This window comes from Streptomyces sp. NPDC044002 (genome assembly GCF_056434525.1).
The window spans coordinates 81,082-96,199 of sequence record NZ_JBWKEZ010000003.1 but is presented as its reverse complement, the minus strand read 5'-3'; the positions used below and the strand labels follow the sequence as shown (position 1 = coordinate 96,199).

The following is a 15,118-nucleotide window of genomic DNA, read 5'->3' as shown; positions in this document are numbered from 1 at the left end:
TCATCCGGTGGGGACGGTGATCACGGGGCAGTGGGCGCGGTGCAGGAGGCCGTGGACGACGGATCCGATCCGCATGCCGGTGTATCCGCCGCGGCCTCGGCGGCCCACGACGACGGCCAGGGCATGCTCGGCGGCCCGGGCCAGCTCTTCGACCGGGTGGCCGGTGAGGACCTCGTGCGTGACGTGCACGTCGGGGTACTTCTCGGACAGGCCGGCGGTGGCCTCGGAGAGCAGAGTGCGCTGGGCCCGCAGCGCCACCTCCTCGTCGTCCAGCATGATCAGGGGCGGCTGCCACACGCAGACGACCCGCAGTGCCGCACCCCGAAGGTCGGCCTCGTCGAAGGCGAAGTCCAGCGCGGCCGTGGCTGACGCGCTGCCGTCGACGCCCGCGACGACGTAGGGCGGCTGCTGGCTTATGTGCTCGGCGTCGCCCACGACGACGACCGGGCAGCGGGCCTGGGCGGTGACGGGCACCACGAGCGAGCCGGCACTGAAGATCTCCGCGGTTCGGCTCAGGTGACGGGAGCCGAGGACGATCATGCGGGCTTCTCGCGCCGCGCCGCCCAGGACGGGGGCGGGAAGGCCGCCGAGCAGATCACCGGTGACGGCCACCTCGGGGTGACGGTCACGCACCCAGCTGCACGCTTGTTCGAGCCTGTCGGATCCGGCCTGCCGCAGGACGGTCTGGCCGGGGGTGTCATCGACGTGATGGGTGTCGTGCTGGGGCGGTACGGCGAGCACCAGGCGCAAAGGGAGCCTGCGCCGTTGTGCCTCGTCGGCGGCCCAGGCCAGGGCAAGGTGCCAGTCCCTGTCCGGGTCGATGCCCACGACGATGTCACGGCTTCCTGCCGGTTGGCGAGTCATGACCGGCTCCCGAAGTCGCTGCCGGTCCGCGGGATGAGGAGGACGGGGCAGTGGGCGTGGTGCAGCAGGCTGTGCGTGGCCCTGCCCAGGTTGCGGGCCACTCCAAGGGCGCTGGGGACACGGCGTCCGCCCATGACGAGCAGGTCTGCGTGGCGGGAGGCCTCGACGAGGACACCGGCCACGGAGATGCTCTTCTCGGCGTCGGCCTGCACCTCAAGGTCGGGGAACTCGCCGCGGACCACGTCCGTGACGGCCCGCAGTGCCTCTGCGTGCCCGCCCGCGATCTCGTCGACGCCGTCGAGCATCGTGACCACCTCGCCGACGGACTGGAGCACGTTCCACACGTGCAGCAGGCGCAGGGAGGCCTTGTGCAGCTCGGCTTCCCTGGCGGCGTACCGGGCGATCAGGAGGTCGTGCTCATCGCGGATCGCCGCGAGAACCGTTCCGGTCTCCTCGGCCCCGTCGATGCCCCGGATGACGATGACGGGGGTCATGGCGGCGGCTGCGACACCGATGCCGACCGAGCCGAGCATGAGGGAGTTGAAGCCGCCCAGGCCGCGGTTGCCGACCACGACGGTGCCGTGGAGCCCGCCGGACCGGTGCAGGCTGTCGACAGCGCCCGCGCGGCTGAATTCGGTGGTCACGTTCAGCCCGGGGTACTCGGCCGACACGGCCTTCGCGGTTTCGTCCAGGAGCTCCCGACCGTTGGCGCGGACCCTTTCGATGGTCTCCGCAGACAGGTACAGGGCCCTGCCGTCGGTGTCGGCGCCGTAGACGATGTGCAGGGGACGGTCACGGCGTACGGCCTCCTTGGCCGCCCACAGGGCGGCGATGCGCGCCGACTGCGAGCCGTCCACGCCGACGGTGACCGAGCTGGTGTCCGGTGTACGGAATGTGCTTTCCACGATTCCTCCCAACCGAGAAGCCGATGAGGGACACCCCTCACGCTGACACCGCCGGCACTTCGGGAAGAGGGCCGCCCGGGACCGCCGACGGGACCAAAGGTCCCCATCGTCGCGACCTGGCGCCCCGGGCCCTTACGGGCCCCGGATGGGACCGTTCGGCCCTCGATCCGCCGGCGCTCGTCGGCGGATGGTGGGGGCACACCCACACCGGACATCAGCCTCGCGTGGCACGGCGGAGCAGGAGGGCCTCATGAAGCACATCAAGGTTGCGGACCTGATGACCGACGAGGTCGTCTCCGTGGCCCCGGGCACCGCCTTCAAGGACGTCGCGAAGCTGCTGGCCCAGTACGACATCTCAGGCGTCCCTGTCCTGGACGACGAGGACCGCGTGGTGGGCGTCGTGTCGCAGACGGACCTGCTGGCCCACACGGCGCCGCCCCACGATCCCGCCAGGCAGAGCGGCACAGCGGCTGGGCCGCCTACCGCGGGTGACGTCATGTCCGCGCCCGCGGTCACCGTCCATGCCGAAGAGACAGTGCCTGACGCCGCCCGGCTGATGACCCGCCGCGGTATCGAACGCCTCCCCGTCGTGGACGTGGAGGACCGGCTCGTCGGCATCGTCACCCGTCGGGACCTGCTCCGCATGTTCCTGCGCCCGGATTCCGAGATACGACGACGTATCACCGACGAGATCCTCGCGGAGGCCCTCGGCTTCTCGGCCGGCGACATCGACGTTCATGTCGTGGACGGCATCGTCGCCCTCGACGGCCATGTCGAGCGTCGGAGTCAGCTCCCTGCCCTTCTCAGCCTCGTCGAGCAACTCGACGGGGTCGTCGCCGTGGCATCGCACGTCAGTGCCCGCACCGACGATACGGAAACCGCTCAAACCGACCACGCCCGCCACGCGATGCCGTGGTGATGAGGCGCCGGACCGCACGAAGGAAGGCGCAGCCATGAAGAACCACGTGACCGTCGGAGTCGACGGTTCCCCTGAGAGCCGGGCAGCAGCGCGCTGGGCCGCGCGGGAGGCCGTCCTGCGGCAGGTGCCGCTGCGGCTCGTGCACGCCGTCGACTGGCCCTTGGACCCGGTGTTCCCCGGCCTGGGCCGCCAGGACGTGGACCGCTGGGCGGACCAGGCCCTGACCGAAGCCGCGCAGGAACTGCGCGGGCGCCACCCGCATCTGGAGATCACGACCCGCTGCCTGACGGCCCGGCCGGCCGCCGCCCTCGCGGCGGAGGCCGCCGACGCTGGGCTACTGGTCCTGGGATCGCGCGGTCTGGGCGGCCTGGTCGGCTTCATCGTCGGCTCGGTGGCGATGTCCACCGTGGTCGCGACCGACACCCCGGTCGTCCTCGTTCGGGTCGCCGACGATCCGGACGGCCCGGGCACCGGCTCCGGCGCCGAGGTCGTCGTGGGTGTCGACATCCACGAAGCGTGCGACCGGGTACTCAGCTTCGCCTTCGAGGAGGCGGAACGGCGCGACTGCCCGCTGCGGGCCGTGCACGGCTGGCAGATGCCGGCCGCCTACAGCTACGTCCCCTTCTTCGACCCGGACAACGAACGGGACATCGGCAGGAGCGTCACACACATGGTGGACGACATGCTGCTGCCCTGGAAGCACAAGTTCCCCGACGTCAACGTCAGCCACAACGTGTTCATGGGATCCGCAGGCGAGCATCTTGTACGGGCCTCGCAGGGCGCGGGACTCGTCGTCGTGGGGCGCCATGTGCGCCGAACCCCCCTCGGCGCGCATCTGGGCTCGGTCACCCACGCGGTCCTGCACCACGCGGCAGCCCCCGTGGCCGTCATCGCCCACGACTGAAGGAGCGGAAACCGGCGAACGGCCGGGCGAGGCACCAAGCAAAGGGCGGAAAGAGTCCGCCCGCTTCTCGCGGATCCCGATTGTGCGGTGCACGGCGCTCGGCCGCTTCTCCGCATCCTCGCAAGGACCCTTTCCGCACTTCCATGGAACCACCCCGTGGCGAAGCCCACCAGGGCCGGCCGGACCGCCTCGGGCCCCGGACGGCCCTACCCACGGACGGCTCACCCTCCACACCATCACGAGTACCGGCCGTCCCATGAGGAGGAAGATCATGAAGCACCTGCGCAACGTCGATGACGTCATGACACACGCCGTGATCTCCGTCGACCACGGAACCGCGTTCAAGGACATCGTGGAAGCGCTGCGGATGTGGAACGTCAGCGCGCTCCCCGTCCTGGACCAGGGCGGACAGGTGGTCGGCGTCGTCTCCGAAGCCGACCTCCTGCTCAAGCCCCAGGGCACCGACACGGCCCACGACACCACCGCCGAGCAGCTGATGACCCGCCCGGCCGTGACGGTCACGAAGGACGCCACCATCCCCACGGCGGCGCGTCTGATGGCCCGCGGACACCTGAAGCGCCTTCCCGTGGTCGACGGCGACGGCCGCCTCGTCGGCGTCGTCAGCCGCGGCGACCTGCTCAAGGTCTTCCTGCGCCCCGACGAGGACATCGGCGCCGAGATCCGCGAACTGCTCATGTACCAGCTGATCCCGCACGGCCCCGGCGAGGTGCACGTCCACGTCGCCAACGGCATCGCCTACCTCAACGGGTCGCTGCCGGACCACGCGATGGAAGACATCGTCGTACGCGCCGCAGGCACCGTACCGGGCGTCGTCGACGTCAAGGCGGATTTCACCGTCCCCGTCTCCGCATGAGGGCACGACCGCCATGAGGCACCGCAGTGTCGCGGACCTGATGACGCACACCGCCGTCACCGTCCGGCGCACGACCGCGTTCAAGGAGATCGCCCGGCTCCTGAAGGAGTTCGACATCACCGCCATGCCCGTGACCGACGAAGCCGGGCACCCGGTCGGCGTCGTCTCCGAAGCCGACCTTCTCCGCCGCCGGCCCGCCGGTGGTGCGGCAACAGCCGAGGAACTGATGACGAGCCCGGCCGTCACAGCCCGCCCCGAGTGGAGCGTGGTCCGCGCCGCCCGGGTCATGCAGCGGCACCGGGTCAAGCGGCTGCCGGTCGTCAACGGAGAAGGCCGTGTGGTCGGCATCCTCAGTCGCAGCGATCTGATCCAGCTCTTCCTCCGCCGCGACCACGCGATACAGGAAGAGATCCTCGAGGACGTCCTCACCCGGACACTCCACCTCGCCCCCTCGGCCATCACCGTCGAAGTCGACGACGGGCTCGTGACGCTCAGCGGCACCGTGCCGCAGCCCGGGCTGCTGCCCGTGGTGATGCGCCTCTGTCAGAGCGTCGACGGGGTCGTCGACGTAGACAACAGACTCACCTGCGCCGAGGTCGAACGGAGCTGACTGGGCGAGGAGGGCCGGTTGGCCCCCGGTTGGGCCGCTCGGCCCTCCCACAGACCCTGCAAACGGAAGAGCCTGAAAGCAACCGCCCATCCGACCCCAGGAGGAACGTCATGTCGAACCGCATCACGGTAGGCCTGGACGGATCGAGTGGCGGCCTCGCCGCAGCCGGCTGGGCCGCCCACGAGGCCGAACTCCGCGGCGCCGCACTGGAACTCGTCCACGTCGAGAACTGGCCCAAGGACGCGCCCTTCGCCGTTCCGCTGCCCGAACCACGTCGACAATGGGCCGAAGACCTCCTGGGGCAAGCCCGGGACCAGCTGTCGCGTGAGCACCCCGCGCTCGACATCAGCGTCCGCCGGATCGAGGGGCGCGCGGCGGCCAACGGCCTCGCTTCCGCCGCAGCGGGCGCGGACCTGCTCGTCCTCGGTTCACGCGGCCTCGGCTCCGTCGCCGGATTCTTGATCGGCTCCACCGGTTCGGACACCATCCCCGAGACCGACACACCTGTCGTGCTCGTGCGCCCGACGGACGGCGCCGCGCTGTCGGCCGGACACGCTGGCAACGGCGGAGCAGTCGTTCTCGGAGTGGACCTGCGCAGCAACTGCGATCGGCTGCTTGCCTTCGCCTGCGAGGAAGCGGACCGGCGGGCCTGCCCGCTCGTCGTCATCCACGGCTGGTCCCCGCCCCCGATCCTCTCCTACGCTCCCGCCCTCGACCCCGGCATCGAGGCGGAGATCGCCAACGGGCTCAAGGCCACCCTTCAGGAACTGCTCAGCCCCTGGGAGCAGAAGTATCCGCAGCTCGCCGTCGACGCACGCACCGTCATCGGCCAGCCCGCCATCCAGATCCTGGACGCGGCGTCCGGCGCGGCACTCGTCGTGGTCGGCCGGCGCATCCGCCGTTCAACACTCGGCACACGCATAGGCCCGATCACTCACGCGGTGATGCACCACGCCACCTCACCGGTCGCCGTCGTGGCGCACGACTGAGGCCGCACAGACAGGAACAGTCCCGTGACCGCAACCCACTTCGACCCCGACACCGTCATCCGGCTCGTCGGCGACGCCGTCACCGCCCCGTCCATGCACAACGCCCAGCCGTGGAAGTTCGTGTTCCACACCGGCAGCGGCGCCCTCGCCCTGTACGGCGATCCGGACCGCGCCATGCCCCGAACCGACCCGGATCACCGCAGCCTCCACCTCGGTTGCGCTGCGGCGCTGTTCAACCTGCGGGTCTCCGCAGCCTCGATCGGTCTTCCGATCCGTGTGCAGCTCCTGCCGGACAACGCCGAACCGTGGCTGCTCGCGACGGTGACCATCGACGAAACCGCGAGCGCAGACAGCGGGCTTGCCTCCCTGCACGACGCCATCCGGCGTCGGCACACCAGCCGGTACCCCTTCAGCGAGGAGCTGGTACCGACCGCGCTGTTGGACGGTCTGTGGACCGCGGCCCGCCTGGAGGGCTGCCGGCTCACCGTCCCGGACACCTGGCACATCGACACCGTGCTCGGGCTCGTACGGGACGCCGAACACCGCGAGGAGATCGACCCGCTCGCCCGGGCGGAAACCACGGCCTGGACCTCACCCACAGAGAGCGCTGCAGGCGCACGTCGCGACGGCATTCCCGCCGCGGCATTCGGCCCCAGGGCTTCCGGCGGCCCCACCCCCGTACGCGACTTCGGTTGGGCAAACCCGATACCGGATCGTGGCTGGGCCGTGTTCGAGAAGCGGCCGCAGCTGGCTCTCCTCAGCACCGAGGGGGACACGAGAGCCGACTGGCTGCGCGCCGGCCAGGCGATGGAGCGCGTGCTGCTCCAGGCAACGGCCGACGGCCTCGCCACGTCGATGACGTCCCATCCGCTGGAATGGCCGGAGTTGCGCTGGACGGCCCGCGACCCGGTCGCGGCCATGGGACACGTGCAGATGGTCTTCCGCCTCGGCTACGGCCCCGCGGGCCCGGACACACCCCGCCGTCCGCTGACCGAGGTGCTGGAAATCCGGGAGTGACACCAACAGCGCCCACCGCGGTTCAATCCTTCCCGAGGGTGGCCGCGTGGTCGGGTACGGCGGTCTGCAGCTCCTTGGACGGCCGCTGGTAGCCCGTGGACGGCGGCCTCGGCGGCAAGGTCAGCGACGGTACGGCCACGTCCTCGTAGGGAACCGAGGACAGCAGGTGGGCCATCATGTTGATCCGCGCGCTGCGCTTGTCGTCGCTCTCGACCACGTACCACGGGGCGTCGGCGGTGTCCGTGTGGACGAGCATCTCGTCCTTGGCCCGCGAGTACGCCTCCCAACGGGTGAGGGACTCCAGGTCCATCGGGGAGAGCTTCCACCTGCGCAGCGGGTCCTCCGCGCGACGCCGGAACCGCTCCTCCTGTACGGCGTCACTGACGGAGAACCAGTACTTGCGCAGCAGGATCCCGTCCTCGACCAGCATCCGCTCGAACAGCGGGCACTGGCGCAGGAAGCGCTGGTGCTCGGCGGGGGTGCAGAACCCCATGACGTGCTCCACTCCGGCGCGGTTGTACCAGCTGCGGTCGAAGAGGACGATCTCTCCGGCGGCGGGCAGATGCTCGACATATCGCTGGAAGTACCACTGGGTACGCTCCCGCTCGGTCGGCGTGGGCAGGGCTGCGATGCGCGCGACACGGGGGTTCAGGTGTTCGGCGACGCGCTTGATCGTGCCTCCCTTGCCCGCGGCGTCACGGCCCTCGAAGACGACGACCAGCCGGGCGCCTTCAGCCCGCGTCCACTCCTGGAGCTTGACCAGCTCCGTCTGGAGCCGCAGCAGCTCCCTCTCGTAGGCCGCCTTCTTGAGACTCATCGCCGCCGCCTTCCACTTCGCCGTCCGGTGCTGCGACCAAGTCGGTCACGGCATGCCCCCGCGTGCAAGGGTGACCCGCGCGCGATCGGGTGTGCCGAGAGGCCGGCACGACTCGCCGATACGCTGGCTCCGGACGGGGCGTGCGGTGAAGGGGAATCACGTGGGTGTGGGGGATCCGTTGACGCAGGTGCCGAGGATGCGGCTGGACGAGTTGCTCGACGAACTCCAAGTGCGCATCGACGCCGTGCGCGGCACCCGTGACCGGGTGCACAGCCTGCTGGAGGCCGTCGTCTCGGTGGGGCGCGAGCTGGATCTGGCCCAGGTGCTCCGGCGGATCGTGGAAGCCGCGGCCCTGCTCGTCGACGCGGAGTACGGGGCGCTGGGGGTCATCGGCCCCGACGGCCGCACACTGTCGCAGTTCCTGACCGTGGGGCTGACCGAGGAGGCCATCGCCGAAATCGGTCCCCTGCCCGCTGGTCACGGTCTGCTCGGCGAGGTCATCCACCACCCGGAGCCCTTGCGCCTCACCGATCTCGGCGCGCACTCGTCGTCGTACGGGTTTCCGCCGCACCACCCGCCCATGCGCACGTTCCTCGGCGTACCGATCCGGGTGCGGGAGGAGGTGTTCGGGAACCTCTATCTGACCGACAAGCGGGGCGGGGTCGATTTCGACCCCGAGGACGAGACGGTGATCTCCACCCTCTCGGTGGCGGCGGGCGTGGCGATCGACAACGCCCGGCTCTACGAGGGGGCGCAGCGTCAGCAGCGGTGGCTGAAGGCCAATGCGGAGATCACCGAGAGCCTGCTGTCGGGCAGTTCGCGTCCGGCGGTGCTGGAGCTCATCGCCCGGCGGGCCCAGGAGATCACAGGGGCCCGGATCGCTCACATCTCCATGCCGGTTCCCGCGGCCGAAGGGCTGTTCGTGGAGTTCGCGGCCGGTCCGGACAGCAGGGCCAGGCAGGGACTCGTCGTCCCCGTCGCGGGAACCCTCTCGGGGACGGCGCACCGGACCGGGCAACCCGTCACGGCCGTACTCGCCTCGGACGACGACAGCCACCCGGACGACGCCCAGACCCAGGGCTGGCTGGGCCCCGTCGTCGCGGTCCCTCTGGGCACCGCCGGCGGCGACAGCAGGGGCGTACTGCTGCTCGCCCGGCCGGCCGGCGAGCCCGTCTTCGGCGAGAACGAGCTCGAGCCTCTCGTGGCCTTCGCCGGGCAGGCGGCGATCGCCTTGGAGCTGGCGGAGCGGCGCCGGGACGCGGAGCAGATTGCACTGCTGGAGGAGCGCGACCGCATCGCACGTGACCTGCACGACCTGGCCATCCAGCGGCTCTTCGCCACCGGCATGACCCTCCAGAGCGCTGCCCGCCTCGTCGATCACGAGGGGGCCGCCGAGCGCGTCAGCCGTGCGGTCGACGACCTGGACGAGACCATCAAGATCATCCGGTCTACGATCTTCGGTCTCCGCACCAAGGACCGCGAGAGCGGGCCGGGTCTGCGGGCCCGCGCCGCCCGGGCCGTAGGCGACGCGGCCACCGCCCTCGGCTATCCACCGCGCCTGAGCATGGAGGGTCTGCTCGACACGGACGTGCCCTCCGAAGTCGCAGACCACGTCATGGCGGCACTCGGCGAGCTCCTGAGCAACGCCACGCGCCACGCGGGGGCGACCCGGGTCGCCGTGGCCCTCAAGGCGGAGCCGGGCGAGATCGTGCTGACGGTTTCCGACAACGGCAGGGGCATCCCCGCCCAGGGCCGCAGAAGCGGTCTGCGCAACCTCGACGACCGGGCGCAGGGCCTGGGCGGAACCTTCACCGTGGACATCCCCGACGAAGGCGGAAGCCGGCTGGTCTGGCGGGCTCCGCTCCCCACCGGCGGCTGACGGCCCCTACGCGATCACCGTTGGCCGGGCTGCCCCCGGCAGCGTCCGCTCCGCTTCCAGCCGGAATCCGGTGACGAGGTCGGGGCGGATCCGCAGGGTGCCGGTCATCGGCCGTCCCGCCCACGGGCGCAGCAGGGAAGCGAATCGGGCCTCCTCCTCGGCGTCGGTCACCGGCCGCGCGAAGCCGGTGACGACGACGCTCCAGCCGAGGTGCGTGACGGGGTCGATGTCGTCCGCTTCGTAGGCGACGACCACACCGGTGACATCGGCCGGGGCCACCAGGGAGGCGAGCGCCCCACCGTCGTGGATCCGAACGACGATGTCCTCGCCGTCGACGAGATGGCTGACCGGGCGGACTGCCGGCAGCGCCTGCTGTGTGAAGACGATGCGTCCCAGGGACACCGCCGCCATCAGTCTCAGCGCCTCTGCCCTGTCGAGCTCCCGCATGCGCCGGGTGGCCGTCATGCCGTCATCAGGGCGCCGTGCGCCCCAGTTCGCGGTCAACGCCGAGCACCCGCATCGACTTGATCACCAGAGGCGGCACGCCGCAGAGCCGGAGCCTGGTTCCGGCTCTGCGGCAGCGGTGGTGCACGCGCACGAAGAGGTCGATGCCCGAGCTGTCGCAGAAGGAGATCCCCGACAGGTCCAGGAGAAGGGCGTGCCGGCCGGATGCGGCGAGCTCGGTGAGGCGGGGCTCCACCTGCCCCGCGGTGTGGAAGTCGAGTTCTCCTGCCAAGGTGACGAGCAGGTCAACGTCATTCCTCACCGCGGCCCTCAGGTCGATCAAGGCGGTCGTCATGGAACCCTCCACGCTGCGTGCGGCTCCGCAGTGGCCGCGCTTTTCCCCGTGCGGCACCAGCTCACCGGAACAGGACCGGTACCGGGAAGGTCCGCATGCCCCCTGCGGAGGGCCGAAGGTCCCATTCCCATCAGGCCTCCCCTGTGGTGGAACGGGTACACGAGGGCCTATCGGCCCTGTCCGTTCGGCCCCTTCGGCAGGCAGGATGCTGGAGTTCGCGCGCCCAGGACGGACCCGGCCGAAGGAGATGCGTCATGACCGACAGCGGTGCTCCAACCCCTGCCAAGACACCGATCACGGTCTTCCTCCTCGACGACCACGAGGTCGTGCGCCGCGGGGTGCACGACCTGCTGGACGCGGAGCCCGACCTGACCGTGGTCGGTGAGGCGGGCACAGCGGAACAGGCGCTGGTCCGCGTCCCCGCGCTGCGCCCCCAGGTGGCGATCCTGGACGTACGGCTGCAGGACGGCAACGGGGTGAGCGTGTGCCGGGAACTGCGCTCGCGGATGCCCGAGCTGGCCTGTCTGATGCTCACCTCGTTCGACGACGAGGAGGCCCTGCTGGACGCGGTGATGGCGGGCGCCTCCGGTTACGTGTTGAAGCAGATCACCGGTACCGACCTGGTCACCGCCGTGCGCACGGTCGCGGCCGGTCAGTCCATGCTCGATCCCGGGGCCACCACCCGGCTGATGGCCCGTATGCGGGGTGATGCGCCCGAGCAGGAGCAGGTCCCAGGCCTTCCCGGGGTCACCGAGCGGGAGAAGGAGGTCCTGGTCCTGGTCAGCGAGGGGCTCACCAACCGGGAGATCGGCAAACGGCTGTTCCTCGCCGAGAAGACCGTCAAGAACATCATCTCGCGCCTGTTCGCCAAGCTGGGTGTGGAGGGCCGTGTCCAAGCCGCCGTGATCGCCAGCCACACGCTGGTCCCGCCGAGCCGGCGCCCCGTGCCGACAGCGGAATAGCCGCAGAGTCAGGATGACCGAAGAGCCGGGCGCGCCGTACAGTCGCGTGCCCGGCTCTCCTGCCTGACCCGGGCCGGGTCAGGGGTGCGGGACCACGGCCACGGGACAGGCCGAGTGGTGCAGGACGCCATGGGCCACGGACCCGATGTGCGGCCCCACCGCCGACTCGCGGACCCGGCGGCCGACGACGAGCAGTTGCGCGTCGGTCGCGGCGGCCAGCAGCACGTGGCCGGCACTGCCCTGCTCCACGTGCGCGACGACTTCGACCTGCGGGTACTTCACCCGCAACGGCTCCAGGGCCTGCTCCAGCGCGGCCTTCTCGTACGGCTCCAGGCCACCGAACTGGTCTGCGATCCACATCGACCCGGGGCTGTAGCCGTAGACGGGAGGCAGGGTCCACGCGCGGACCGCGCGGAGCGGTACCCCGCGTGCCGCGGCCGCCTCGAAGGCGAAGCGCAGCACCTCGGAGGACTCCTGCACGCCGCCCTGCTGCCCGACGACGACCTCACCCTCCTCAGGCACGGCGGCCGGCCTGCCGTGCGCGGAGCGTACGGACACGACCGGGCACTCCGCGGCGGCGATCACCTGCTGACCGTAGGAGCCCAGCAGAAAACCGACCAGCGCTCCGTGCCCGCGCGTGCCGATGACCAGCATCTCCGCCTCCTTGGCCGCGTGCAGCAAAGCCGACACGGGCGCATCGCAGAGAACTTCCGCGGTGAGGTGCAGTTCCGGGTACCGGTGGGTGAGCTCGCCCTCGACCTCCTTCAGGACGTCGTCGGCCCGCCGGGCTTCGGCATCGCGGTCCTGGACGACGGGGGCGGAGAGCGGCGCCCACAGCCAGGCATGGACCACGTGCAAGGGCAGGCCACGCCGTACGGCCTCCTGCGCGGCCCAGTCCGCCGCCGCCCGGCTCTGAGGGGATCCGTCCACTCCGACAACCAGGGTGTGCTTCACGAGACTGTCCTCCGTACTGATGCTGCCGGAGCATCGGGGTCGGTCGGCAGGGGGCGGTGCCGGCCGGGGGAGACCGCCACCGCCGACCTCACTCTCCCGTCCCGGCGCCGTCGCACACAGGGGCCGACAGTCCCTCCCCCAGGGCCGGTCCTCCCCTCCCTGCGCCCACTCGGGAGGGGCACCGTGGAGGGATCGGCTCAGTCGACGAACGTCCCCGACCGTCGCACTCAGGAGCGGGCATGACCTCGTACCCCATCGCGGAGATCGCGGAGCTCGACGCGCACTGGCGCGCCGCCAACTATCTGGCAGCCGGCCAGATCTACCTCATGGACAACCCCCTGCTCACCGAACCGCTGCGGCCGGAGCACATCAAGCCGCGGCTGCTCGGCCACTGGGGCACCTCCCCCGGCCTGAACCTCGTCCACACCCACCTCAACCGCGTGATCAAGGACCGCTCGCTGGACGCCCTGTGCGTCTGGGGTCCCGGCCACGGTGGTCCGGCCGTCCTGGCCAACTCCTGGCTGGAGGGCACGTACACCGAGACCTACCCGGACGTCACGCGGGACGCGGTCGGCATGGGCGCGTTGTTCCGGCAGTTCTCCTTCCCCGGCGGCGTGCCGAGCCACGTGGCCCCCGAAACGCCCGGCTCCGTCCATGAAGGCGGCGAGCTCGGGTACTCCCTCGCCCACGCCTACGGAGCCGCCTTCGACCACCCCGACCTGCTGGTCGCCTGCGTCATCGGGGACGGTGAGGCCGAAACGGGGCCGCTGGCCGCGTCCTGGCACTCCAACAAGTTCCTCGACCCGGTCCACGACGGCGCCGTCCTGCCGATCCTCCACCTCAACGGCTACAAGATCGCCAATCCGACGGTGCTGTCCCGGATCCCCGAGGCCGAGCTCGACTCGCTGCTGCGCGGCTACGGACACGACCCGCTGTACGTGACCGGCGGCGACCCCGCCCTGGTACACCGTGCCATGGCCCGCGCGATGGACGAGGCCCTGGACCGCATCGCGGCCATTCAGCGCGAGGCACGGACGGCGGGCACCGATCCGGGCAGGGAGTACTCGCGCTGGCCGGTGATCGTGCTGCGCACCCCCAAGGGCTGGACCGGCCCCGCCACCGTCGACGGCGACCCGGTCGAGGGCACCTGGCGTGCCCACCAGGTCCCACTCGCAGAAGTACGGGAGAACCCCGCGCACCTGAAGCAGCTGGAAGCCTGGCTGCGCTCATACAGGCCGCAGGAACTCTTCGACGCCGACGGGCAGCCCTCCGGGCAGGTACTCGCCTGCGTCCCTCAGGGCGAGCACCGCCTCGGCGCCGTCCCGTACGCGAACGGCGGCCGGCTCCTGCGGCCCCTCCCCCTGCCCGCCCTCGCCACGTACGCCGTCCCCGTCGACAAGCCGGGCTCCAGCCTCCACGAACCGACCCGGGTCCTCGGGCAGTTCCTCACCGGGATCATGCGCAACACCGCCGAGCGGCGGGACTTCAGGGTCGTCGGTCCGGACGAGACCGCCTCGAACCGGCTGGACGGCCTGTACGACGCCACCGGCAAAGCCTGGCAGGGGCTGACGGAGGCCACGGACAGGAACCTGTCCCGGGACGGCCGCGTCATGGAAATCCTGTCCGAACACGTCTGCCAGGGCTGGCTGGAGGGCTACCTCCTCACCGGCCGCCACGGACTCTTCTCCACCTACGAGGCCTTCGCCCACATCGTCGACTCCATGGCCGGCCAGCACATCAAGTGGCTGAAGACCTCGCGCGACCTGTCGTGGCGCGCACCGATCGCCTCCCTGAACTACCTGCTCACCTCGCACGTCTGGCGCCAGGACAACAACGGCTTCTCCCACCAGGACCCCGGCTTCGTCGACCACGTCCTCAACAAGAGCCCCGAAGTCGTACGGGTCTACCTGCCACCGGACGCCAACACCCTCCTCGCCGTGGCCGATCACGCCCTGCGCAGCCGCGACCGGGTCAATGTGATCGTCGCCGGGAAGCAGCCCTCCTTCGACTGGCTGCCCCTCGACGAAGCCCTCGTCCACGTCGCGCGGGGCGCCGGCACCTGGGAGTGGGCGGGCACCGACCACGGCTCCCGCGAACCCGACGTCGTCCTCGCCTGCGCCGGCGACGTACCCACCATGGAGGTCCTCGCCGCCACCGCCCTCCTGCGCGAGCACCTCCCCTCGTTGGCCGTCCGAGTCGTCAACGTCGTGGACATCGCCCGCCTGATGCCCCACGAGGAACACCCGCACGGCATGACCGACACCGAGTACGACGCCCTCTTCACCGCCGACAAGCCGGTGATCTTCGCTTACCACGGCTATCCGTGGCTGATCCACCGCCTCGCCTACCGCCGCACCGGCCACCCGAACCTGCATGTCCGCGGGTACAAGGAGTCCGGCACGACGACCACTCCCTTCGACATGGTCGTGCGCAACGACCTCGACCGGTACCGGCTCGTCATGGACGTCATCGACCGCGTCCCGGGCCTGGCCGACCGCGCTGAGGGGCTGCGCCAGGCGATGGCCGACCAGCGCATCCGCCACCACAGCTGGATCCGCGAGCACGGCACCGACCTGCCGGAGGTCACGGACTGGTCCTGGCCCTATTGATCGCGGAGGCAGCTGT

Annotated in this window: 15 protein-coding genes; 9 read left to right on the top strand and 6 right to left on the bottom strand. The window is 70.8% G+C overall.

Annotated features, from left to right (window positions below):
* Complete coding sequence (locus tag AC07A6_RS03520) at positions 1-864, bottom strand: universal stress protein (protein ID WP_478775911.1); 864 nt, start codon at positions 862-864, stop codon at positions 1-3.
* Positions 861-1,769 (bottom strand): universal stress protein, encoded by a 909-nt coding sequence (locus tag AC07A6_RS03515; protein WP_478775910.1) that lies wholly within the window; start codon positions 1,767-1,769, stop codon positions 861-863. The genes AC07A6_RS03520 and AC07A6_RS03515 overlap by 4 nt, the downstream gene beginning before the upstream one ends.
* A 250-nt stretch (positions 1,770-2,019) precedes the next feature.
* Between AC07A6_RS03515 and AC07A6_RS03510 the strand changes: the two genes are divergently transcribed.
* The 6 genes from AC07A6_RS03510 (at position 2,020) to AC07A6_RS03485 (ending at position 7,082) form a co-directional block, all read left to right on the top strand.
* Positions 2,020-2,688 carry a CBS domain-containing protein gene (locus AC07A6_RS03510; protein WP_478775909.1) on the top strand — a complete coding sequence of 223 codons (669 nt, stop codon included), beginning with the start codon at positions 2,020-2,022 and terminating at the stop codon, positions 2,686-2,688.
* A 34-nt stretch (positions 2,689-2,722) separates the two neighbouring features.
* Positions 2,723-3,592 carry a universal stress protein gene (locus AC07A6_RS03505; protein ID WP_478775908.1) on the top strand — a complete coding sequence of 290 codons (870 nt, stop codon included), beginning with the start codon at positions 2,723-2,725 and terminating at the stop codon, positions 3,590-3,592.
* A 271-nt stretch (positions 3,593-3,863) separates the two neighbouring features.
* Positions 3,864-4,466, top strand: coding sequence for a CBS domain-containing protein (locus AC07A6_RS03500; protein WP_478775907.1), 603 nt, complete (start codon positions 3,864-3,866; stop codon positions 4,464-4,466).
* A gap of 13 nt (positions 4,467-4,479) precedes the next feature.
* Complete coding sequence (locus tag AC07A6_RS03495; RefSeq protein ID WP_478775906.1) at positions 4,480-5,076, top strand: CBS domain-containing protein; 597 nt, start codon at positions 4,480-4,482, stop codon at positions 5,074-5,076.
* Positions 5,077-5,186: 110 nt separating this feature from the next.
* Positions 5,187-6,065, top strand: a complete 879-nt coding sequence (locus AC07A6_RS03490) for a universal stress protein (RefSeq protein ID WP_478775905.1) — start codon at positions 5,187-5,189, stop codon at positions 6,063-6,065.
* A gap of 24 nt (positions 6,066-6,089) precedes the next feature.
* Positions 6,090-7,082 (top strand): Acg family FMN-binding oxidoreductase, encoded by a 993-nt coding sequence (locus AC07A6_RS03485; RefSeq protein ID WP_478775904.1) that lies wholly within the window; start codon positions 6,090-6,092, stop codon positions 7,080-7,082.
* Positions 7,083-7,104: 22 nt separating this feature from the next.
* On the opposite strand, the gene ppk2 is transcribed toward AC07A6_RS03485, so the two are convergent.
* Positions 7,105-7,899 carry a polyphosphate kinase 2 gene (gene ppk2, locus AC07A6_RS03480; protein WP_470845760.1) on the bottom strand — a complete coding sequence of 265 codons (795 nt, stop codon included), beginning with the start codon at positions 7,897-7,899 and terminating at the stop codon, positions 7,105-7,107.
* 196 nt (positions 7,900-8,095) lie between these two features.
* On the opposite strand from ppk2, the gene AC07A6_RS03475 reads away from it, so the two are divergent.
* On the top strand, positions 8,096-9,778 hold the full coding sequence (locus tag AC07A6_RS03475) for a sensor histidine kinase (RefSeq protein WP_478775903.1): 1,683 nt from the start codon (positions 8,096-8,098) through the stop codon (positions 9,776-9,778).
* Positions 9,779-9,784: 6 nt separating this feature from the next.
* Here AC07A6_RS03475 and AC07A6_RS03470 read toward each other — a convergent pair whose 3' ends face one another.
* Positions 9,785-10,243 carry a pyridoxamine 5'-phosphate oxidase family protein gene (locus AC07A6_RS03470; protein WP_478775902.1) on the bottom strand — a complete coding sequence of 153 codons (459 nt, stop codon included), beginning with the start codon at positions 10,241-10,243 and terminating at the stop codon, positions 9,785-9,787.
* A 7-nt stretch (positions 10,244-10,250) separates the two neighbouring features.
* Positions 10,251-10,577, bottom strand: coding sequence for an STAS domain-containing protein (locus tag AC07A6_RS03465; RefSeq protein WP_478775901.1), 327 nt, complete (start codon positions 10,575-10,577; stop codon positions 10,251-10,253).
* A 254-nt stretch (positions 10,578-10,831) separates the two neighbouring features.
* Between AC07A6_RS03465 and AC07A6_RS03460 the strand changes: the two genes are divergently transcribed.
* Positions 10,832-11,539, top strand: a complete 708-nt coding sequence (locus AC07A6_RS03460; RefSeq protein WP_478775900.1) for a response regulator — start codon at positions 10,832-10,834, stop codon at positions 11,537-11,539.
* 78 nt (positions 11,540-11,617) lie between these two features.
* Here the strand turns inward: AC07A6_RS03460 and AC07A6_RS03455 are convergent, their stop codons facing one another.
* Positions 11,618-12,493 (bottom strand): universal stress protein, encoded by an 876-nt coding sequence (locus AC07A6_RS03455; protein ID WP_478775899.1) that lies wholly within the window; start codon positions 12,491-12,493, stop codon positions 11,618-11,620.
* Between the two features lie 239 nt (positions 12,494-12,732).
* Here AC07A6_RS03455 and AC07A6_RS03450 point away from each other — a divergent pair, with 239 nt between their 5' ends.
* Positions 12,733-15,102: a phosphoketolase family protein gene (locus tag AC07A6_RS03450; protein ID WP_478775898.1), complete on the top strand. Its 2,370-nt coding sequence runs from the start codon at positions 12,733-12,735 to the stop codon at positions 15,100-15,102.
* Positions 15,103-15,118: the final 16 nt, after the last annotated feature.